Here is a 19,856-nt window from a genome sequence, read left to right as displayed (position 1 = left end):
ATCAAGCAAGCCGATACTGTCAAATTAAAGAACAACACAAACCAGCAAACATAAGTTACAGTTACAATAGTTAACAAACAAATAATTTGTGACACTAAAAAATCTGGTTCGACTTTGACTGAAAATGGTATTATTTTACACAAAAAAAGTTGTATATTTAAACGTCTACTAATATTATATAGTAATGATTTAATATTAAGATATACAATATAATACAATACGGTTAATGATATAGGAGAAAATTTAGGTTGTCAAATATACTTTAAAAAGCCACCATGTAGCCCCATAATGCTCAAACCGTAATTCCAAACCATGCATCAAACAGCGTATACACCGACAACTTCACCTTTGCATGATGAACGCTTAAATCCGTTAAACATCTCAGCCCCATATCCTATTGATAAAATATAAAGGTAAAAATAAATAAAAAAACAGAAATAAAAAAACAGAAAATATCAAGGGATCAACCTACGACAGAACGCAGTAGAATCAGACTAAATTAGATAACAAGTACCGAAGCACTTAAATTGAAAAACAATGTAATTAAAGATGTACTTATGGGTTATGCATTTGAGTACATTTCAATGGCTTTGCTTGAAAAGATAAGAGGCATGACTCTCTGGCTATTGAATATTTAGATGTTACTGGACATCAGTAGATTAATATTTGGAGCGGGAAACGAGGTTCGAACTCGCGACCTCAACCTTGGCAAGGTTGCGCTCTACCAACTGAGCTATTCCCGCATTAAAGAGATTGGTAAAAAGTGCTGTGCATTATACAAAAAATTTTCCTGTTTGCAAGCTATTTACTATCTAAGTGATTATTAATTATCTATTTAGTTAAATTTTAATATCAATTCTAATTAATAATCACTCTTTTATTATTTATTTTTCCAACTTAATGATTCAAACACACCGAAAAAAAATAAACGTAAAACTCTAAATTTATCTTGTTTTTTTTCTTGCTTTGTCATGGTGGATTGCAATATTAATGCTTGTAATCCATGAGTAATCACAAAGGCAACAAGCCCAATATTTGCGATAACATTAGCTGGGTGTGGATAAGGATGAATCAAATTTATGATAAAGAACAACCAAATAATTGTATAAAATAATTTACCTAAAATTATAAACATATTGAAATTTCTCATATTAGTTATAGTTTAGTGCTAATTCGTGTTTTATTGTCGTATAAACAAATAACTATGCACCTGCCCTATTATTTTTTCGCGATGTAAATACCATGATGCCGGTATTTGCGGTAATAAGTTATAGTTTAATTCGGTTTCGATATAGATATAAGCACCACAATTAAGCCAATCTTGCTTTTCAAGTAATAAAATTGTTTTTGCAACAAGATCATGGTGGAATGGGGGATCGATAAAAACAATATCAAATTTTTTAGTCGCTTGTTGATTTAGCCAATTTAAAGCATCACCTTGAATTATAGTTATGGTCTCGGCTTGTAATAATTGTTTATTTTTATTCAATAACAAAGCGCTTTGTTTTTCTTTTTCGATAAGAACTACCTGCTTTGCTCCTCGGGATGCAGATTCAAATGCCAGTGAGCCACTGCCAGAAAAACAATCCAAACAATTCGAATCATGAATTACTGGCATTAACCAATTAAATAACATTTCTTTTACCCGATCAGTCGTTGGACGTAACCCTTCTTTATCTAAGACAGCTAATTTTCGACCACGCCATTTACCGGCAATTATTCTGATAAAACCTCTCATATTTTTATCCTAATCAAAATAATTCTGATGTATTACCTTCAGAATCAACAACTTCGGTTTGGATTTCTTTAGCCGCATAGTGTTTTGGTTCAGTGCCTTCAATAAAATACTCACTGATGCCTGTCGTTTCATCGTGCGATAATAAGCCGGTTTTTCGATCGATATTCACTTGAATAATATTTCCAGGAATAACATCTTCTTGTTCAGGTACATCTTTTAATGCAACTGCCATATAATCATTCCAAATTGGATTTGCTGTGACAGCTCCACCCTCTACACGACTTGTTTTACCAAGAGTTCGACGATGATCATCAAAGCCCATCCAGACTGTCGTTACATTATTGGCGCCAAAACCAGAAAACCAGGCATCTTTCGCTTCATTAGTTGTACCCGTTTTACCACCAATATCTTTACGATTTAACGCTTTTGAGCGCCATGCCGTTCCACGCCATTCTTTTTCGCCAAATATCGTGGACTTCATTGTATCTTTTATTAAAAAAGCAACATCACTATTAATAGTTTGTTTAGCATATGAACCATTAACATTGAGGTTACCTTTGTTTTCATTTAAATCCGATATCATAAGATCATCATCGATTTTCATATGTGTCATATCTAATTCTATGCCTTCATCACTGTCTTTGGCTGTATCTTCAACATTATTTAAGATAACCTTATTATTATCCAGCAAATGATGACCTGCACAATTTTTACATGCCACATCTGGCTTATATTCATAAATCACTTGATGATTAGATTCAATTTTATCAATTAAATAAGGAGTAATCAGATATCCACCATTATTAATAACCGCATAAGCTCTTGCTGCCTGCATAGGTGTAAAAGATGCTGCTCCTAAAGCAAGTGTTTCATTATGAGGAATATTTTCTTTAGGAAAACCAAAGCGCTCTAAATACTCAGTTGCATAATTAATACCAATTGCCCGTAATGCTCTAACCGCCATCACATTTTTTGATAAACCTAAACCAACACGTAAACGTAAAGGTCCTTCATAGACGGGTGGCGAATTTTTAGGTCGCCAACTTTCAATACCTGCCCAGCGTACAATCGGAGCATCATTAATTAATGTTGCCAACGTATAACCTTGTTCCAATGTAGCTGTGTAAATAAAAGGTTTAATGTTTGAGCCAAACTGTCTTAATGCTTGTGTTGCACGATTAAATTTGCTCATATTAAAATCATATCCTCCAACAACCGCATTAATCGCACCATTATCAGAATTTAAAGAAATTAACGAAGCATTAATTTGCGGTAATTGCGCTAAATTCCAATTATTATCTATCTTTTTGACCCAAATTAATTGGCCTGCTTTTAATGTATCGGATACTTTTGTTGGGTAATCGCCTTGCAGCTCATCTGTGATAAATGGGCGTGCCCATTTCATATTGTCATAAGAAATCGTAATAATTGTTTGATCAGTTAACATAGCCGTTGCTGTTAAATTATTCGCATCTGTAACAACAGCAGGACACATATTTTTATAACAAGAATTCGCTTTCAACTCAGTAACAATTCTATCTTTATCCCATTTTTGATTAGCCGTTTTCCATAATGTTTTTTGTGGTCCTCGATAACCATGACGCATATCATATGCGATGACATTATTTTCGATTGCTTGATTCGCAGCAAGCTGATCTTTTTTAGAAATAGTTGTATAAACGGTATAGCCTTCATTATAAGCATTTTCACCAAACTTATTATACATAAATTGGCGTGCCATTTCGGCAACATAAGGCGCTGATACTTCAATTTTAGGAGAATGATATTTAACAGCTAATGGTTTTTTGATAGCATCTTGATATTCTTGTTCAGTGATATAAGATTGCTCTAACATTCGATGTAAAACCCAGTTACGTCTAATTAAAGCTTTTTTAGGATGTGAAATTGGATTATAGGCAGAGGGAGCATTAGGTAAACCCGCTAATAATGCGGCTTCATCAATTGTTAATTTATCGACTGTTTTACCAAAAAATGTATAAGATGCAGCACTGATGCCATAAGCTCTTGAACCAAAATTAATCATATTCAAATAAAGCGTAATAATCTCATTTTTAGATAATTCTTTTTCGATCCGAATAGCTAAAATCATTTCTTTTATTTTGCGAGAAATACTTTTTTCAGGCGTTAAGAAAAAATTCTTAGCAACTTGTTGAGTGATGGTACTACCACCTTGTGAAAAACCATGATCGGTTAAACCGATATAAATCGCACGACCAATTCCGATTGGATCGATCCCATAGTGATCATAAAAACGAGAATCTTCAGTCGAAATAATCGCATCAATGACCTTTTCAGGAATTTGTTCAAATTGTAATGGAAAACGGCGTCTTTCACCAAAAATCGCTATCAACTCCCCCTCTTTCGTCATAACACGAAGTGGCGTTTGTAATCTTACTTCTTTTAAAGCGGCAACATCAGGTAATTCTTTAGAATAATAAAAATATCCGCCTAAAATAACTAGCAGACCTAACAAAAAACAGCCAATAAAAAATTTGAGTAACAATTTAATTAGACGAAAAAATAGCACAAAAAAACCTTATTTAATTAATGTAAAGGGATATTTTGACGACGATTAGAAGATACTTAATAAGTAACAGATTCGTTTTCATTTCTGAACATGAGTATATAACAATTATGCGCAAAGTCACAAAATAATTACATTCATATATGACTTCAATTAATATTGATAAAACAAAATTTTGCGTGATAGCTCCCAAATTTTCAAATTTATTATGATTTATATGCATTTTTAATGAAAATAAAAAATAGTAATTTTAGCGTTATTTTTGCTGTTGTTAATAAAAAATAGTCAAGGAGAGCTTATGTGGCAAGCAACATTAATTCCATCCAAATTATTTATTATAAGTATTAGTATTTTTTACCTTTGTTTAACATTTATAATGTTATTCATTTTGGCTCAAACAAAATTGGATTTTTTATCTATCATAATAATACCTATTATGGTGAAAGAATGGCAACGAGGGTATAAGTGTAGGGAAAATATAAAAGGTGAAATGGCTTATTTTCGTTATTTAGAGCAGATCTATTTGTCTAAACAGCGTTGGTATATTTTACGCAAACCGATCACTTATGGTTTTATGATCATCTTAAATTTACAATCTTGTCGTAACAACAAAAAATGTACCTTTGTTTTATGGGTAGATAATTTTACATTAGAAGATTGGCGCCACTTGCATTATTATTTGCGACAAATTAAGTTTAACAATTAACAAAAAGAGAATAAATCAAACGTTAAATATATACCTCGGCTATTAATAAAATATAGGCGTAATAAAGTACAATCCCTATTTAATATTAATATTAGTTAAATTAATGCGTTTTTCTGATCCAATACTCAAAAGGCTTACTTTCAATTTGGTAATCGAGCAAGTCATGATCCATATGACGACAAAAACTTGGAATATCTCGCTTGGTTGCCAAATCATCGGCTATCACATAAAGGACTTGATCAATATGCAATTCTCGCATTGTTTTACGTACCATCATTATGGGTTCAGGACAACGTAATCCGCAAGCATCGAGTTGTTTATCAAAAACTTTTTTCATAAAATCTCAAAAATAATCTATACATTCAGTTACTAATTAACTATAAAAATAACCGATTTAAATAATGAGTAACCGCTTCTTGCGCATTAGAGCCAATCACTTCGTAATTAGGTAATTTAGCTCGCAGTTCTGCGCCCGCATTTTGCATTAAACAACCTTTTCCTGCCATAGTTAACATTTCAAAATCATTCATACCATCACCAAAGGCAATACAATCTTGCAATGTATAACCCAATAATTCAGTTACATGCTTAAGGGCATTACCTTTTGATACATTCTCAGCCATGACTTCTAAACAATTAATGGTTGAAAAAGCAACACTAATCCGAGTTGAAAACAATTGTTCTAAGCGATTTTTAAGGGCTACCAAATGCGAATGTAAGGCATCATCATTGACTGTAAAATATATTTTTGCTACATCTTGCGTATTACATGTTAATGGATCAAAGACTTGATAACTAAACTGAGTATCTTTATAAAAGCTTAAGGAATAATCATCTTCACGATTTATTAACCAATCATCACCTTGATACATATGTGTATAAATTAACGGGTCATCTAAACAAATTTTAGCAATTTCAGTCACTAAATCAGGATCTAAATTTTTACTATAGATTAAATTACCTTTACTATCATGGATCCTTGCTCCATTTGAAGTAATCATGTAAGCATCTATTTCCATGTTTTCGCGCATTTTAGCAACATCAACATGGTGTCGCCCGGTTGCAAACACAAAATTAATATTTTTTGCACGCAAAGATTGTAAGATTCGTTTAGTAAAAGAAGATAATTGATGTTCAGGAGTTAATAACGTCCCATCTAAATCAGAAGCCACGACTTGAAACATATTATTCTCTATTTTTAAATTGTTACAGTTATCATAAATAATCAATGATAACTCAAAATCAACTAGACAGTTTTAAAATAACCTTATCATACAACGGCTTTTACTTCTACTCAACCAATTGTGGCGTAATAAAAATGACTAATTCTCTTTTTTGTTGTTTTTGACCATCATATTTAAAAAGCTTACCAAATAAAGGAACTTTCGATAAAGTTGGTACTTCATCTTTATTATGATTATTAGATTGCTGAAAAATACCCCCTAAAATCACCGTTTCACCTTGATTGACTAAAACTTGTGTTTTAATTTCTTGCGTATCAATGGCAATGGCTTCGCCACCATTACTCCGTTTTATTGCTCTACCCGCGGTATTTTGAGTAATATATAAATCCAATAATAATTGTTTATTATCAATAATGTGAGGTGTGACTTCAAGCCCTAGCACGGCTTGTTTAAATTCAATGGTTGTTGCATTATTACCGGCAGAAACTTCATAAGGAATTTCAGTTCCTTGTTTAATAGATGCCATATGTTGATTTGAAGTAAATAAATTAGGACTAGCAATAATATTAATTTGATTTTCAGCCTCTAAAGCTGAAAGCTCCAGATTTAATAAGCTACCCGATCGTTTAGCCAAATTAAACCCCACTGTACTTGATGGATTTATACTATTTAAATCAACATTAAAATTATTGATAAATTGTGAACCATGACTAAGATATCCCCATTTAACACCGAGCTCAGTTAAACTTTCTTCACTCATGTTAACGATATGTGCCAAAATATGAACTTGTGGCATAGGCTTATCTAAAACAATAACTAAATTTTTAATTGCATTAAATGATTTTTTGATATCGAAAATTACGATATGATTAGTCCGTTCATCAATAACAATTTTGCCCCTTTCAGATAATAATCCCTGTTGTTCAATTATTGTTTTTAATTTAGTAAGATCAGCATATTTAATTTTTAATGATAAAAAGGTTAAAGCGGCTTTGTTCTCGAGATCTTTTTGTTGCTTTAATTTTTGTTGATTTAATGTTTCAAAATCTTGTTGTTTAGAAATATATAAAATATTACCGTCAATTTCTGCCTGCAGTTTGGCAGATTTCAGTACTAGATCTAATGCTTTTTGCCAATTTACCTTCTTTAAAGCAATGGTTTGCTGTAAAGTGAATTCTTCACTTATTATAAGATTTAATTGCCGGCTATCAGCCAAAGCTTGCAAAATCATCGCTACTGGTGCTTGTTGAAAATTAAGGTCAATTAAATTATCATCTGGTAATAAAACATCCGCTTTAACCTTGCCCAACGGGAAATAGCTGAAAAATATCAATAAAATAAAAATATTAATGAATTTAATTATATTTATTTTCATCTTTTTTATTTTCCTTATTAAGGTCTTCACCCCCATTAAGCTGCATTGACCAGATGAGTGATTTTTTACAAGCCTTATTCATCATTGCGATCCAATTTATTGTATTTAGGTTAAAAGATTGAATCTGCCATGGATATAATGAGTTATCAGATTGTTCTTGCGCTGCTGGTTTATCTTGCGTAACAAAAATCCAATTTTTATCCGTTACTAGCCAAAATTGAATTTTTTGGCGCATTTTCGTTTCAATTACTCCTTTAAATCGCCACTTTTGTATTTGTTGCAACAAATATTTTTCTTGCTCATCACAAAGAAAGTTATCGATAATTTCATTGGGTTGCCTAAAAGGATCTCGTTTATTGCTAACCTCCTTTTCGTTCGCATAAGTAAAAAAACTAATACAAAAACTCATAAAAACCCATTTAAATTTGATAGCGCTATTTATTATCAAAATGATTCATCCTCTAATTGCAGCATAAGCTTAAAGCTTAACTGTGCATTTTGTTCGTCAATGCTAAGATGTTTAATATTAAAAAAAATATCTTGCTGCTCAACTTCATCCAAAAAATCCATAAAATGTTTAAATTGCCCGATGACTTCGATTTCCCATAGTGATGTTTCTTCTTGAGGATGATAATTAAACTTCATTAATATTAATCCGTGTTCTTGTAACCAATAAATTAACTTATGATCACTGATGGTTGTTAGTGATTTGGTTGTATCAGGTTGACGTTGTGTATTTTGTTCGAATTGATTTAATCGCATATATCGTTTTGTCAACTCTTCAAATTGCCTGTTATTGGTCGAAATTAACACTGCTTGCTGGAAAATGTTTTGATCAAGATTTGGAATTAAATATTGATAACCTACAAAAAATAATAACAATATTGAACTTAACAATAGTAAATATTGTTGCCAAATTGGTCTTAATAAAAAATCATTGAACATTGAGATCAATTTCCATCGCAAATTGCCAATATGTATTCATCTTTTCAATGGAGTGTAATCGATGAAATGCAATAAAATCTTGTTGCTGTAAAGATTGATTAAACAATGCAATATCAAAATCGACATAACTGCTCCCCGTTAACCTAATTTTATCGGGCGAATAGTCAAAAGAATTTAGCCAAATTGATTGTGGTAACTCATTGGCAAGTAAATTTAAAATATGTTTAATCTGCTGAAAAGAAGGGGCTTGTGTTAACAATCTCTGATTGATTTGCGATTGTTGTTGAATTTGCTGATGTTTAGCCAGTTGCTGCAGCTGATCGCTTAATTGTATTGTTTTAACCTGCCATAAATAACCCAATAGCGAAGAACAAAAACTGATGCTAATTAATAGCACTAGACAACAATTGATTAATTGCTTTTTAGCCTGTTTTTTTCGCCAAGGTAAAAAATTAAACGCTAGCTTGTAATTATTTTTTTGTGCTTTTTGAGTTGATAAAGATACTTTTGATAACTCATAACCAATTAATGACGTCACAAAAGAATAAGGCATTAATAATTGTTGCCATTCATCAATAATATTACATGGACAAACACCGATAATAAGTTCTTTAGGTGATAGAGTATGATTAACGATAAAATCAAAATAGACATCATCCGCTTTTATTTGGAATAATTTATAAATTGAGGATTTAACATACAAAACTATTTCGTTTGTGGTTAATTGAATAGGCGGCAATTGGATAGATTGTATTTTTATTTGCTTAGGGTTGAGATAAATACTTAATTTACTACGCGCCGGAATTTTTTTATTTAGATCATTTATAAACAATTCTAAATCTTGGTAATTCTGATAACCAAAAGAATCAAACAATTGTTCACTTAATTGATTAAATGGCTTAGGCGATTTAAAAATCGCATATTTTAATTCCTTATCTTGCACTAATAGGATGACTTGTTTTTTATTTATCCACATATCAAATTATTTTTTTCGTAACAGATTAGCACCATGATATTAAATAAAAGCAAATCAAAAACAGATAAATAGCGTATTTGCGATCCTATACGCAAAAAATGTTTAAAATTACAACTAACACTCATAAATTTAGGAATTTTATAAAAAAAGGGTTGACGAATTCAGACGGTGCCTTATAATGCACATCCACACGGTAAGGGTGATTAGCTCAGTTGGGAGAGCACCTCCCTTACAAGGAGGGGGTCACTGGTTCGAACCCGGTATCACCCACCATACTTTACCGTGATGTTTTTATGAAATTTGGGGTGATTAGCTCAGTTGGGAGAGCACCTCCCTTACAAGGAGGGGGTCACTGGTTCGAACCCGGTATCACCCACCAATTTCAGCTTTCTATATGGGTTGTTAGCTCAGTCGGTAGAGCAGCGGACTTTTAATCCGTTTGTCGAGCGTTCGAATCGCTCACGACCCACCATTTCTTCCTATAATCATTTCCAAATTTGATAGTAGTTATTAATATTTAACAATAAAAGTTTAAGTATTCTGCAAATTTATGAAATAAAATACCATATGTTTATTTAACCACTTTATAAAGAGCGCCAGTTAAGACTAAATTATTGCAGACAAAATAAAAGCCTTAATCATAGAGTAAGGCTTTTTTGTGATAAATGATTATTTTTTTGTGGCATCATAAAAATCGGCTAATTCTTGTTTTGCTTTTGTTAAATCATCTTCATCTTCGACTAATTTTGCTTTGTATTTAGTGATTTTGTGCAGATCCTGTTTACTTTCAGCTTCTTTAATTTCTTGTAAACGCTTCGCCACTTTATCAGATTTGTCTTTTACTTCTTTGGTGTATTTTTTTTCCAGTGAGGCATTATTACAGTCATTATTGATATTATTTAATGCGATTTCTAAACCGCCAACACGATATTGATTTTTAGCTTGTTTAGCTTCATTTAATTTATGTTCTAAGGTTTGTTTTTTTAATTCACATGTTGCTCCTTTTACTTCATCATGATCAGCAAAAGCATTAATTGAAAAAAAACTGACAGAAAAAATAAATACTGTTTTTGACATAAATTTAATAAAATGTTTCATCTTATTTTCCTCTTCAAGGTAACGTCAGTTACATTATTTGCAATTTTATTACTACAAAGTTTCGACTGTCAAATTTCTCGAAAATACATGGGTCGATTATAGTTTTAATAATAGCCAGTGTAACATTTGGAATTTTTAATGTAATTAAACAGATTCTATCTGTTTATTTTCTTAATTGTACATGATCAATTTTATGATCTTGTCCTTTAGTTAAAATTAAATTAGCTCTATTTTTGGTTGGTAATATATTTTCTGTTAGATTTAATTCATTAATTTCTTTCCAAATATTATTCGCGATATTAATAGCATCTTGCTCGCTTAACTGTGAATAATGATGAAAATAGGAATTAGGATCACTAAAAGCACCGGCTCTGAATTTTAGAAATCGATTTACATACCATTTATGTAATAAAGGTATTTCTGCATCAACATAAATTGAAAAATCGACATAATCAGATACAAATACTCGATTTAAGGCTTTTGCTGAATTAAATGTCCCTTGTAGTACATTTAATCCTTCAAGTATTAAAATATCAGGGCAATCTATCTCAATTTCTTCGTTTGCAACAATATCATAAACCAAATGAGAATAAACCGGTGCCTTAACCTTAGCTTGTCCCGATTTGATATCAGCAATAAAGTTAATTAATTTTAGTGTATCGTAAGATTCAGGGAATCCTTTTTTGTTCATTATGTTATGATCTTTTAAATATTGGTTTGGATATAAAAACCCGTCTGTTGTTACTAAAGCTACATGGCGATGCTCCGGCCAACGTGTTAATAAAGCTTGTAAAACTCTCGCTGTAGTACTTTTACCTACAGCTACACTACCAGCAATACCAATAACATAAGGAATTTTTTGACTTTTACCTAAAAATTTAGAAAGAGCAAGTTGCCTCGATGAATTATTGTTAATGTAATAATTAAGTAATCGTGATAATGGAAGATAAATCTCGCTAACTTCTTCCATAGATAGATCGTTATTAATTCCTTGCAATGAATCAATTTCATCAGCCATTAATGTCATTGGCACCGCATTTCGCAATCTTGCCCATTCTTGACGAGTAAATTGCATATAAGGGCTTAAAGGGTGTTTCATGAAATATCCTGTTTGGCAAATTATGCTGCACAGATTATACATAAATCGAAGGATTGACAATCATAAATTAACTTATCATTGCACTTCAATTAAGAACATAGCCAGATTATTAAGTTACTGATAGAATATAGGACTTAAAAATAAGTTATTTAATCAATCGAGGATTTATGTTAAAAGCGAAACAAAAACCGAAAAAAACGCGTCAAGAGATCAATGAAGAGTCTCGAGCCTTAAAACGCAAACGTAAGCATAAAGGTTTACCTAGTGGTCATCGCTTTAATAATAATGTTGCGTCTGATAATCAAAAACACACAGAATCAAAAGATCCTCGAATTGGAAGTAAAACGCCTATATCCTTATCGGCTTCGAAAGCCATCAGTCAAAACAAAGATTTATCATCTAAAACAACAAAAAATAAAACATTATCAGCAGAGCAAGAATTAACCTTACTTGAAAATGATACTAAACTTGATAGTTTATTAGATCGGGTTGAACAAGGTAAAATCCTTACGTCAGATCAGCAAAATTATTTAGATAACAAGTTAAATCGCATTGAAGAACTGATGGATAAACTTGGTTATCAATATGATGAACAAAAAGACGATGATGACGATAAAGAAGATATCGTCAGTTTATTAAAACGCAAATAATTTTGATAGATAGGTCAGTCATATGCTCATGCTAATTATGTTAAGTTTATATGGTGGTTTTTTTATTTGTGTGTTGCTATTTCTGATAAAAACAAATCGAATTAAAGCTAAAAATAAACATCATTATTTAACTAAAACAACTAAAAAAAACTATCATCTTTTTAAAAAATAAAAATAGGTTATAAAACATAAAAATAACAATCAACAGACTGACTAAACTTTATACAAATATAAAATAACGGAACAGGCAATGTCTAACAATCTTTCTTTTGTTAATTTAACTCATGTTAATGAGGTAGTTTGGGATCAAGCTTTAATTGAAAAATATAATTATTCAGGTCCTAGATATACCTCATATCCTACCGCTTTAGAATTTAATGAGAATTTCACAACTCAAGATTTTATTGCAGCGACAACACGTTATCCTGATCGCCCTTTATCTTTATATATTCACATCCCTTTTTGTCATAAACTTTGTTATTTTTGTGGTTGTAATAAACTTATTACTAGACAAACACATAAAGTTAAACAATATTTAGCCAGTTTAGATCTCGAAATTCAACATCAGGCAAAATTATTTAAAAATAGATTAGTCACGCAAATGCATTGGGGCGGTGGGACACCGACTTTTTTAAATAATGAGGAAATAAGTCATTTAATTAATGCAGTTAAAAAACATTTTAGTTTTGCTAAAGATGCTGAACTATCAATAGAAGTTGATCCGCGAGAAATTACAACGCAAACTATTGATCATTTAGCTAAGGTCGGTTTTAATCGCCTAAGCATGGGGATTCAAGATTTTAATTATGAGATCCAACATCTCATTAATCGAGAGCAAGATGAAAAATTAATTCGTTTGTTAATTAATCAAGCACGCGTTAATCAATTTAAATCAATTAGTTTAGATTTAATTTATGGTTTACCAAAACAGACCGTAAATAGCTTTAATGAGACGTTAGATAAAATTATAGACATTAATCCTGATAGATTAAGCGTCTTTAATTATGCTCATTTACCCAGCCGATTTGCCGCTCAACGTAAAATAAAAGAGATCGATTTGCCCTCTCCTGCACTTAAATTACAAATCCTCCAATCGAGCATCACAAAATTTACTCAAGCTGGGTATCATTACATTGGTATGGATCATTTTGCCAAACCGACTGATGAATTGGCAATTGCACAACAGCAAGGACACTTGCATCGCAATTTTCAAGGTTATACAACTCATGGTGATGCAGATTTGCTAGGATTAGGGGTATCTGCTATTAGTATGTTAGGTGACTGTTATGCCCAAAATCAAAAAGATCTAAAAAATTATCATTTACAAATTAATGAATCACAGCATGCGCTTTGGAAAGGATTAACTTTAAATGAAGATGACAAAATCCGCCGTGATGTGATTAAACAATTAATCTGCCATTTTTATTTAGATAAAAAACAGATTGAAGATGCTTATTCAATTTCATTTAATGATTATTTTGCCGAGGATTTAGCCCTGTTAGCGCCACTTGAAGCAGATGGGTTAATTAGTTTAGATGCTACTACAATTCAAGTAAATCCTACCGGTCATTTATTAATTCGTAATATTTGTATGTGTTTTGATCGTTATATGCGTCGTATTGTTCGTCAACAACAATTTTCACGAGTGATCTAATTCGCTAAATAAAATGTTATCGCATTAGCATTAACGATTCTTTACTCGAAAAATTGAATTTAAATAGGTATCATATGCGTTAATTTATAAAAGAGGTAATAAATATGATAGTAGTAACAGGTGGTGCCGGATTTATAGGAAGTAACATTGTTAAAGGCTTAAATAATTTAGACCATAAAGATATCTTAGTCGTTGATGACTTAACAGACGGAACTAAATTTGCGAATTTAGCCGATTTAGATATCGCCGATTATATGGATAAAGATGAATTTATTGCCGCTATTATTGCTGGCGAGCATTTAGAAATTGATGTTATTTTCCATGAAGGTGCATGTTCATCGACCACTGAGTGGGATGGTAAGTATATGATGGAAAATAATTATGCTTATTCAAAAGACTTGCTACATTATTGTTTAGATTTTAGTATTCCTTTCTTATACGCCTCTTCTGCAGCAACCTATGGTGGGCGCTCCGATCATTTTATCGAAGATAGAAAATATGAAAAACCATTAAATGTTTATGGTTATTCTAAATTTTTATTTGATCAATATGTCCGCGAAATTTTACCTAATGCTCATTCTCAAGTTTGTGGTTTCCGTTATTTTAATGTATATGGACCAAGAGAAAATCATAAAGGGGGTATGGCAAGTGTTGCATTTCATTTAAATAAGCAAATTAAAAAAGGGGAAATTCCTAAATTATTTGCAGGAAGTGAAAATTTTGAACGTGATTTTATTTATGTCTCTGATGTAGTTGATGTCAATTTGTGGTTTTGGAAAAATCAAATATCTGGCATCTATAACTGTGGAACGGGACGTGCAGAATCATTCCAAACTGTTGCCGATGCTGTATTAAAATTTCATAACAAAACCGAAATTGATTACATTCCTTTCCCTGATAAATTAAAAGGTCGTTATCAAACCTTTACGCAAGCAGATTTAACTCATTTTAGAAGTACCGGTTGTCCAATTAAATTTAAAACAGCGACAGAAGGAACAACTGAATATATGCAATGGCTAAACAATCAATAATGGATTAAGGATATTATATTAATGAAGACGCTCGTTATTGGTCCTTCATGGGTTGGCGATATGATGATGTCGCAAAGCCTTTATCGAACATTAAAACAGCTTAATCCAGAAAATCAAATCGATGTCATGGCACCTGATTGGTGTCGTGCATTATTAACAAAAATGCCTGAAGTAACAAATGCTCTAAGTATGCCGCTTAAGCATGGTGAATTTGCACTAAATAGACGCTATCAACTAGGTAAACTGTTACGGAGAGATCATTATGATCATGCTATTGTGCTACCTAATTCGTTTAAATCTGCATTAATTCCTTATTTTGCTGATATTCCAATTCGTACGGGATGGCTTGGTGAAATGCGCTATGGTCTCTTAAATGATGCTAGAAAACTCGATAAAAAAGCGTTTCCCTTAATGGTTGAGCGTTATATTGCTTTAGCTTATCCAAAAACCGATATACAAACGGCAGATAATCTCCCTAAACCACTTTTATATCCTAAATTACAAGTCGATCAAGCACAAATTCTTACAACGTTAAATGAATTTAATATTGAACAAGATGAGCCTATTATTGGATTTTGCCCAGGCGCTGAATTTGGACCCGCAAAACGATGGCCTCATTACCATTATGCCGCATTAGCAGATAAAATTATTAAACAGCATGCAAAGATAATCATTTTTGGATCGGAAAAAGATTTTCCCGTTGGCGAAAGTATCAAACAAAAAATGGTTTTTGCCAATAAATGTATTAATTTAGCGGGAAAAACAACATTAGAACAAGCAATAAATTTAATTGCTGCTTGTAAAGCCGTAGTCACCAATGATACCGGACTTATGCATATTACTGCAGCAATTGATATACCATTGGTTGCACTTTATGGACCAAGTAGCCCCGATTTTACTCCACCCCTTTCCGAGCAAGCAGAAATTATTCGTTTAATTTCTGGATATCAAACAATTCGTAAAGGCGGTGCAGCTGAAGGTTATCATCAAAGCCTTATCGATATTCAACCAAGTTTAGTTTTTGAAAAACTAATGCGATTATTAACTCGTATTAAGCAATAGGAATAATCATGCGCGTTCTTATTATTAAAACATCATCAATGGGAGATGTTTTACATACCTTACCCGCATTAACCGATGCCTCTCTCGCTATTCCAAATATAAAATTTGATTGGGTAGTCGAAGAAAATTTTAGCCAAATTCCTAGTTGGCATTATGCTGTTGATGAAATCATTCCTGTTGCAATAAGGCGATGGCGTAAAAACTGGTTTGGTAAAAATATTCGTAAAGAACGAAAAACATTTAACGAAAGATTGTCCAGTAAACATTATGATGCAATTATCGACGCACAAGGACTGATTAAAAGTGCTTTTTTAATTGCACGCCATGCTAAAGGTATTAAACATGGTTTAGATGGTAAAAGTATCAAAGAACCCATTGCCAGTCTTTTTTATGATGTTAAACATCATGTTGATAAAGATTTGCATGCTATTACGCGTATTCGTCAATTGTTTGCTGAAAGTCTATGTTATTCCTTACCTTCATCAATAGGTGATTATGCAATCGCATCGCATTTCTTATCTACTTTACCTTCAAATAATCAACCATATTTAGTTTTTTTACATGCGACCACACGCGATGAAAAACATTGGCCAGAGGTCTATTGGCGCGAACTAATTCACTTACTTGAGCCAACAGGATTACGAATTAAATTACCTTGGGGAGCAACGCATGAATATCAGCGAGCTGTACGCTTAGCTCAAGATTTTTCACATGTCGACGTTCTCCCTAAATTATCATTACAAGCTATAGCTAAAATACTAGCCGATGCCAAAGCGGTGGTTTCAGTCGATACAGGATTAAGCCATCTGACAGCTGCGTTAAATAAGCCAAATCTAACTTTATTTGGCAAAACAGATCCCAAACTAATTGGTGGTTATGGGCAAAATCAATACTCGCTAATCTCACCCGATAAATCAATGCAAAGTATCAAAGCGGCTGAGGTTTTTCAGCAATTAGATACTATGATTAATTTATCATCTCATCTTTCTATCGAGTCTGCGCATACCTAAACAAATGCTTCCTCGATATGCAACATTTATCCATCAAGGAGATAATCATGAAATTACCTTATTGCCCATTAATTTGTGAAAAATATGAACAAATAGGCAGCAATGAATTAGGCTACCTAACTGAACCTTTGCAAGTGGTTTTAAATGTGTTAAATGAAGTAGCTAGTACAAATAATATACCCGAGGATCTCAAAAACAAAGCCGCATATGCTGCAGCTAATTTATTAATTAGTGATTATTTGGATGAATAATAATCTTAAAAGATATCGACCTTTGTACTAAATTATCGGTCTTTTAGCATCGAATATACCTTAATTTATAACTTGGTCGATATCTTTGTCGGTAGATAAATAATAAATTTCGTTGAATGGTCGTCTGATTTAGCCTCAATAGATCCTTTATGCGCTTGAATAATTGATTTTACAATGGCGAGACCAATACCGGTACCAGAATTAGATTCATTTTCATTGCGTTTTCGTGATTTATCTACTCGATAAAAACGATCAAATATATGATCTAAATGTTCGCTTTCTATTTTTGTTCCGGGATTTTCAATCACCATTTTTATTTTTTGGGGATTAAATTGCGCCAATGTAATTTTGATTTGTGAATATTCCGGAGTATAACGAATCGCATTCGATAAAATATTACTTATTGCTCGGCTTAGCATCATTTTATCGCCTTGAATGTTAGAACAATTCCCAATTAACTCATAAGTGATATTTTTTTCTTCACTAAGAGGCTCAAAATAATCACAAAGATGCATAATAAGATCTTTAATATTTATTATTTCTAAATTAGGAATTAGTTCACGATTATCTGCTTTCGCTAAAAAAAGCATGTCCGAAATCATTTGTGACATTTTTTCATATTCTTCAAGATTTGAATATAATGTTTCACGATATTGCTCGGCAGTTCTTTTACTATTTAAAGCAATTTGCGTTTGCATGGTTAAATTAGTAATTGGCGTTCGAATTTCATGGGCAATATCAGCGGTAAAATTATGCTGACGTCTAAAGACATCTTCAATTCGATATAGCATATTATTAATGGCATCAATTAACCGTTTATAACGTACTGGAACCGTTGATGTTGGAATACAACAATGAAGATTAGCAAGATTCACCATTTCTATCTTTTTAGTTAAACGATTGATAGGTTTTTGAACTAAATAAATCGAAATCACTGTACCTATAAGAACGAGTAAACAAGCGGATATAATTAATATTATTAGCCCTTCATGTAAACGTTTTATGAAATCAAGCTGTAAAGTTCTGTCTATAGCAGCTATAGTTGTATATTCTCTATCTGCAAGCACCAATTTTGATTGTAAAATACGATAAGATGAATTTTTATTTTCCCATAAATCTGAATTAGGTTGTTCCAGAATTTTTTTTAAATGAATTTCAGATTGTGCAAGAGTCAGATTAGGCCCACGTGTTCGATAAATAACCTTATCCTTATCATCAATAACATACACAAATAGTCGATAATGATCAGTCAAAATTAATAATAAATTTTGAATAAATTCGTCTTTATTTTTATTGTAAGAATTCTTAAGTTCGCGCTCGATAGACTTAACGACAAAATTTAATTCGTTAACATTTTGCTTCTGCACGATTTTTTCAAAAGAATTCTCAATAATAACACTTAAACAAAATAATAAAATACAAATAAATAAACAAATTAAGATAGGTATTCTAAATAAATTTATTTTATTTAGGTGATAAGATAATTTAGTTCTTTTATTCTTCAGCTGGCTCATCTATTACGTCAACTTTATATCCCATACCTCGTATAGTATGAATTAATTTAGGTTCAAAATTTGCATCTATTTTATTACGCAAACGCCGAATTGCAACATCAATGACATTTGTATCACTATCAAAATTCATATCCCAAACTTGCGAAGCAATAAGAGAGCGCGGTAAAACTTCACCAGGATAACGTAAAAAATATTCAAGTAATAAAAATTCTTTATTGGTTAAATCAATACGCTTACCTGCACGGGTAACTGTTCTTTTAGGTAGATCTAAAATTAAATCCGCAATACTTAATTGATAATTATTGACTTGCGGAACGTTTCGTCTAAGAAGAGATTTTACACGTGCTAATAATTCTGCAAAGGAAAAAGGTTTCACAAGATAATCATCAGCACCTAAATTTAACCCTTTAACCTTATGCTCTACACTTCCCATTGCTGTTAATAACATAATTTGGCATTCTTTACCGGCTTCTCGTAAAGATTGGACTATTTTCCAGCCATTAATATCCGGTAACATAACATCTAAAATAATAAGATCATAATCTTCTGTCATGGCTCGATGATAACCATCAAGGCCATTATTTGTTAAATCAACAATAAATCCTGATTCAATTAAACCTTGACGAAGATATTCACCTGTTTTTACTTCATCTTCAACGACTAATAATTTCATTTAAACTAATTCCTTGCTCCTATTAGATCTTTGAGATAAAACCTAAATGAATCTTTTACTAAAAAATAACTATTTTGATAATAGATAATTTAAGCTATTATGAGGAATGAGTAAATCCAAATTTTTTGATGAAGGGCATTTAATATCATTATTTCTTATAATTTTGTAATTATGACAATTATGTAATGAAAATGTCACTGTTAAGTTAGATTAAATTTGTTATATTACACCTGCAGTGATTCATGAAGCTAGATAGCATGTATCATTGTTTTATTTCCTTTCATCCATTCTTTGCAATTTATGCAGCCCTAGTTTACTAGGGTTTTTTTTTGTCCTTTTTAGTAA

At 31.8% G+C, this 19,856-nt stretch carries 20 protein-coding genes and 4 tRNA genes; 10 read left to right on the top strand and 14 right to left on the bottom strand.

Annotated features, from left to right (window positions below; translation table 11 throughout):
* Positions 1-667 precede the first annotated feature (667 nt).
* The 4 genes from ACSYSW_RS05300 to ACSYSW_RS05285 all read right to left on the bottom strand — a co-directional run bounded on the left by ACSYSW_RS05300 (position 668) and on the right by ACSYSW_RS05285 (position 4,286).
* Positions 668-743: transfer RNA gene (locus ACSYSW_RS05300), tRNA-Gly, on the bottom strand.
* A 137-nt stretch (positions 744-880) separates the two neighbouring features.
* Positions 881-1,135 carry a DUF1145 domain-containing protein gene (locus ACSYSW_RS05295; RefSeq protein WP_491704347.1) on the bottom strand — a complete coding sequence of 85 codons (255 nt, stop codon included), beginning with the start codon at positions 1,133-1,135 and terminating at the stop codon, positions 881-883.
* Positions 1,136-1,180: 45 nt separating this feature from the next.
* Positions 1,181-1,738 (bottom strand): 16S rRNA (guanine(966)-N(2))-methyltransferase RsmD, encoded by a 558-nt coding sequence (rsmD, locus tag ACSYSW_RS05290; RefSeq protein WP_491704348.1) that lies wholly within the window; start codon positions 1,736-1,738, stop codon positions 1,181-1,183.
* 13 nt (positions 1,739-1,751) lie between these two features.
* Positions 1,752-4,286: a penicillin-binding protein 1A gene (locus ACSYSW_RS05285; protein WP_491704349.1), complete on the bottom strand. Its 2,535-nt coding sequence runs from the start codon at positions 4,284-4,286 to the stop codon at positions 1,752-1,754.
* Between the two features lie 295 nt (positions 4,287-4,581).
* On the opposite strand from ACSYSW_RS05285, the gene ACSYSW_RS05280 reads away from it, so the two are divergent.
* Positions 4,582-4,989: a protein YgfX gene (locus ACSYSW_RS05280; protein ID WP_491704350.1), complete on the top strand. Its 408-nt coding sequence runs from the start codon at positions 4,582-4,584 to the stop codon at positions 4,987-4,989.
* Between the two features lie 100 nt (positions 4,990-5,089).
* On the opposite strand, the gene tusA is transcribed toward ACSYSW_RS05280, so the two are convergent.
* From tusA to ACSYSW_RS05250, 6 genes are all read right to left on the bottom strand, one after another.
* Entirely contained in the window at positions 5,090-5,326 is a 237-nt protein-coding gene (gene tusA / locus ACSYSW_RS05275; RefSeq protein WP_491704351.1) for a sulfurtransferase TusA, read from the bottom strand.
* A 40-nt stretch (positions 5,327-5,366) separates the two neighbouring features.
* Positions 5,367-6,173 carry a Cof-type HAD-IIB family hydrolase gene (locus ACSYSW_RS05270; RefSeq protein WP_491704352.1) on the bottom strand — a complete coding sequence of 269 codons (807 nt, stop codon included), beginning with the start codon at positions 6,171-6,173 and terminating at the stop codon, positions 5,367-5,369.
* Between the two features lie 106 nt (positions 6,174-6,279).
* Positions 6,280-7,548: a secretin GspD/PilQ domain-containing protein gene (locus tag ACSYSW_RS05265; RefSeq protein ID WP_491704353.1), complete on the bottom strand. Its 1,269-nt coding sequence runs from the start codon at positions 7,546-7,548 to the stop codon at positions 6,280-6,282.
* The gene (locus tag ACSYSW_RS05260) at positions 7,529-7,957 is read right to left on the bottom strand and encodes a hypothetical protein (RefSeq protein WP_491704354.1); all 429 of its coding nucleotides are present in this window, start codon (positions 7,955-7,957) and stop codon (positions 7,529-7,531) included. Before ACSYSW_RS05260 ends, ACSYSW_RS05265 begins: the two co-directional genes overlap by 20 nt.
* Positions 7,958-7,992: 35 nt before the next feature.
* Entirely contained in the window at positions 7,993-8,493 is a 501-nt protein-coding gene (locus ACSYSW_RS05255) for a hypothetical protein (RefSeq protein WP_491704355.1), read from the bottom strand.
* Entirely contained in the window at positions 8,483-9,469 is a 987-nt protein-coding gene (locus ACSYSW_RS05250) for a PilN domain-containing protein (protein ID WP_491704356.1), read from the bottom strand. Before ACSYSW_RS05250 ends, ACSYSW_RS05255 begins: the two co-directional genes overlap by 11 nt.
* Before the next feature lie 197 nt (positions 9,470-9,666).
* Here ACSYSW_RS05250 and ACSYSW_RS05245 point away from each other — a divergent pair.
* The 3 genes from ACSYSW_RS05245 (at position 9,667) to ACSYSW_RS05235 (ending at position 9,941) form a co-directional block, all read left to right on the top strand.
* Positions 9,667-9,742: transfer RNA gene (locus ACSYSW_RS05245), tRNA-Val, on the top strand.
* A gap of 30 nt (positions 9,743-9,772) precedes the next feature.
* Positions 9,773-9,848, top strand: a tRNA-Val gene (locus tag ACSYSW_RS05240).
* Between the two features lie 17 nt (positions 9,849-9,865).
* A tRNA-Lys gene (locus ACSYSW_RS05235) sits at positions 9,866-9,941 on the top strand.
* Positions 9,942-10,138: 197 nt separating this feature from the next.
* Here the strand turns inward: ACSYSW_RS05235 and ACSYSW_RS05230 are convergent.
* A complete protein-coding gene (locus ACSYSW_RS05230) occupies positions 10,139-10,567 on the bottom strand; it encodes a DUF1090 family protein (protein WP_491704357.1) in 429 nt (142 codons plus the stop codon).
* A gap of 163 nt (positions 10,568-10,730) precedes the next feature.
* Positions 10,731-11,666, bottom strand: a complete 936-nt coding sequence (gene coaA / locus ACSYSW_RS05225) for a type I pantothenate kinase (RefSeq protein WP_491704358.1) — start codon at positions 11,664-11,666, stop codon at positions 10,731-10,733.
* Between the two features lie 167 nt (positions 11,667-11,833).
* Between coaA and yihI the strand changes: the two genes are divergently transcribed.
* From yihI to ACSYSW_RS05195, 6 genes are all read left to right on the top strand, one after another.
* Positions 11,834-12,316: a Der GTPase-activating protein YihI gene (gene yihI, locus ACSYSW_RS05220; RefSeq protein WP_491704359.1), complete on the top strand. Its 483-nt coding sequence runs from the start codon at positions 11,834-11,836 to the stop codon at positions 12,314-12,316.
* A gap of 250 nt (positions 12,317-12,566) precedes the next feature.
* Positions 12,567-13,970 carry an oxygen-independent coproporphyrinogen III oxidase gene (gene hemN, locus ACSYSW_RS05215; protein ID WP_491704360.1) on the top strand — a complete coding sequence of 468 codons (1,404 nt, stop codon included), beginning with the start codon at positions 12,567-12,569 and terminating at the stop codon, positions 13,968-13,970.
* A gap of 104 nt (positions 13,971-14,074) precedes the next feature.
* On the top strand, positions 14,075-15,001 hold the full coding sequence (rfaD, locus tag ACSYSW_RS05210) for an ADP-glyceromanno-heptose 6-epimerase (RefSeq protein WP_491704361.1): 927 nt from the start codon (positions 14,075-14,077) through the stop codon (positions 14,999-15,001).
* A gap of 21 nt (positions 15,002-15,022) precedes the next feature.
* A complete protein-coding gene (rfaF, locus tag ACSYSW_RS05205) occupies positions 15,023-16,063 on the top strand; it encodes an ADP-heptose--LPS heptosyltransferase RfaF (protein WP_491704362.1) in 1,041 nt (346 codons plus the stop codon).
* 8 nt (positions 16,064-16,071) lie between these two features.
* Positions 16,072-17,073: a lipopolysaccharide heptosyltransferase RfaC gene (gene rfaC, locus ACSYSW_RS05200; RefSeq protein ID WP_491704363.1), complete on the top strand. Its 1,002-nt coding sequence runs from the start codon at positions 16,072-16,074 to the stop codon at positions 17,071-17,073.
* 47 nt (positions 17,074-17,120) lie between these two features.
* A complete protein-coding gene (locus ACSYSW_RS05195) occupies positions 17,121-17,324 on the top strand; it encodes a YaeP family protein (RefSeq protein WP_491704364.1) in 204 nt (67 codons plus the stop codon).
* A 65-nt stretch (positions 17,325-17,389) separates the two neighbouring features.
* On the opposite strand, the gene ACSYSW_RS05190 is transcribed toward ACSYSW_RS05195, so the two are convergent.
* Positions 17,390-18,838, bottom strand: a complete 1,449-nt coding sequence (locus ACSYSW_RS05190; RefSeq protein ID WP_491704365.1) for a heavy metal sensor histidine kinase — start codon at positions 18,836-18,838, stop codon at positions 17,390-17,392.
* Entirely contained in the window at positions 18,819-19,511 is a 693-nt protein-coding gene (locus ACSYSW_RS05185; protein ID WP_491704366.1) for a heavy metal response regulator transcription factor, read from the bottom strand. The genes ACSYSW_RS05190 and ACSYSW_RS05185 overlap by 20 nt, the downstream gene beginning before the upstream one ends.
* Positions 19,512-19,856: the final 345 nt, after the last annotated feature.

Source organism: Gilliamella sp. ESL1225 (genome assembly GCF_058502635.1).
This window is presented reverse-complemented; position numbering and strand designations above follow the sequence as displayed.

What these genes read in the sequence shown, in the direction of transcription:
- ACSYSW_RS05295 (WP_491704347.1), bottom strand. Translation starts at nt 1,135, where the DNA reads ATGTTTATAATTTTAGGTAAATTATTTTATACAATTATTTGGTTGTTC.
- rsmD (WP_491704348.1), bottom strand. Translation starts at nt 1,738, where the DNA reads ATGAGAGGTTTTATCAGAATAATTGCCGGTAAATGGCGTGGTCGAAAA.
- ACSYSW_RS05280 (WP_491704350.1), top strand. Translation starts at nt 4,582, where the DNA reads ATGTGGCAAGCAACATTAATTCCATCCAAATTATTTATTATAAGTATT.
- tusA (WP_491704351.1), bottom strand. Translation starts at nt 5,326, where the DNA reads ATGAAAAAAGTTTTTGATAAACAACTCGATGCTTGCGGATTACGTTGT.
- ACSYSW_RS05270 (WP_491704352.1), bottom strand. Translation starts at nt 6,173, where the DNA reads ATGTTTCAAGTCGTGGCTTCTGATTTAGATGGGACGTTATTAACTCCT.
- ACSYSW_RS05265 (WP_491704353.1), bottom strand. Translation starts at nt 7,548, where the DNA reads ATGAAAATAAATATAATTAAATTCATTAATATTTTTATTTTATTGATA.
- ACSYSW_RS05260 (WP_491704354.1), bottom strand. Translation starts at nt 7,957, where the DNA reads ATGAGTTTTTGTATTAGTTTTTTTACTTATGCGAACGAAAAGGAGGTT.
- ACSYSW_RS05255 (WP_491704355.1), bottom strand. Translation starts at nt 8,493, where the DNA reads ATGTTCAATGATTTTTTATTAAGACCAATTTGGCAACAATATTTACTA.
- ACSYSW_RS05250 (WP_491704356.1), bottom strand. Translation starts at nt 9,469, where the DNA reads ATGTGGATAAATAAAAAACAAGTCATCCTATTAGTGCAAGATAAGGAA.
- ACSYSW_RS05230 (WP_491704357.1), bottom strand. Translation starts at nt 10,567, where the DNA reads ATGAAACATTTTATTAAATTTATGTCAAAAACAGTATTTATTTTTTCT.
- coaA (WP_491704358.1), bottom strand. Translation starts at nt 11,666, where the DNA reads ATGAAACACCCTTTAAGCCCTTATATGCAATTTACTCGTCAAGAATGG.
- yihI (WP_491704359.1), top strand. Translation starts at nt 11,834, where the DNA reads ATGTTAAAAGCGAAACAAAAACCGAAAAAAACGCGTCAAGAGATCAAT.
- hemN (WP_491704360.1), top strand. Translation starts at nt 12,567, where the DNA reads ATGTCTAACAATCTTTCTTTTGTTAATTTAACTCATGTTAATGAGGTA.
- rfaD (WP_491704361.1), top strand. Translation starts at nt 14,075, where the DNA reads ATGATAGTAGTAACAGGTGGTGCCGGATTTATAGGAAGTAACATTGTT.
- rfaF (WP_491704362.1), top strand. Translation starts at nt 15,023, where the DNA reads ATGAAGACGCTCGTTATTGGTCCTTCATGGGTTGGCGATATGATGATG.
- rfaC (WP_491704363.1), top strand. Translation starts at nt 16,072, where the DNA reads ATGCGCGTTCTTATTATTAAAACATCATCAATGGGAGATGTTTTACAT.
- ACSYSW_RS05195 (WP_491704364.1), top strand. Translation starts at nt 17,121, where the DNA reads ATGAAATTACCTTATTGCCCATTAATTTGTGAAAAATATGAACAAATA.
- ACSYSW_RS05190 (WP_491704365.1), bottom strand. Translation starts at nt 18,838, where the DNA reads ATGAGCCAGCTGAAGAATAAAAGAACTAAATTATCTTATCACCTAAAT.
- ACSYSW_RS05185 (WP_491704366.1), bottom strand. Translation starts at nt 19,511, where the DNA reads ATGAAATTATTAGTCGTTGAAGATGAAGTAAAAACAGGTGAATATCTT.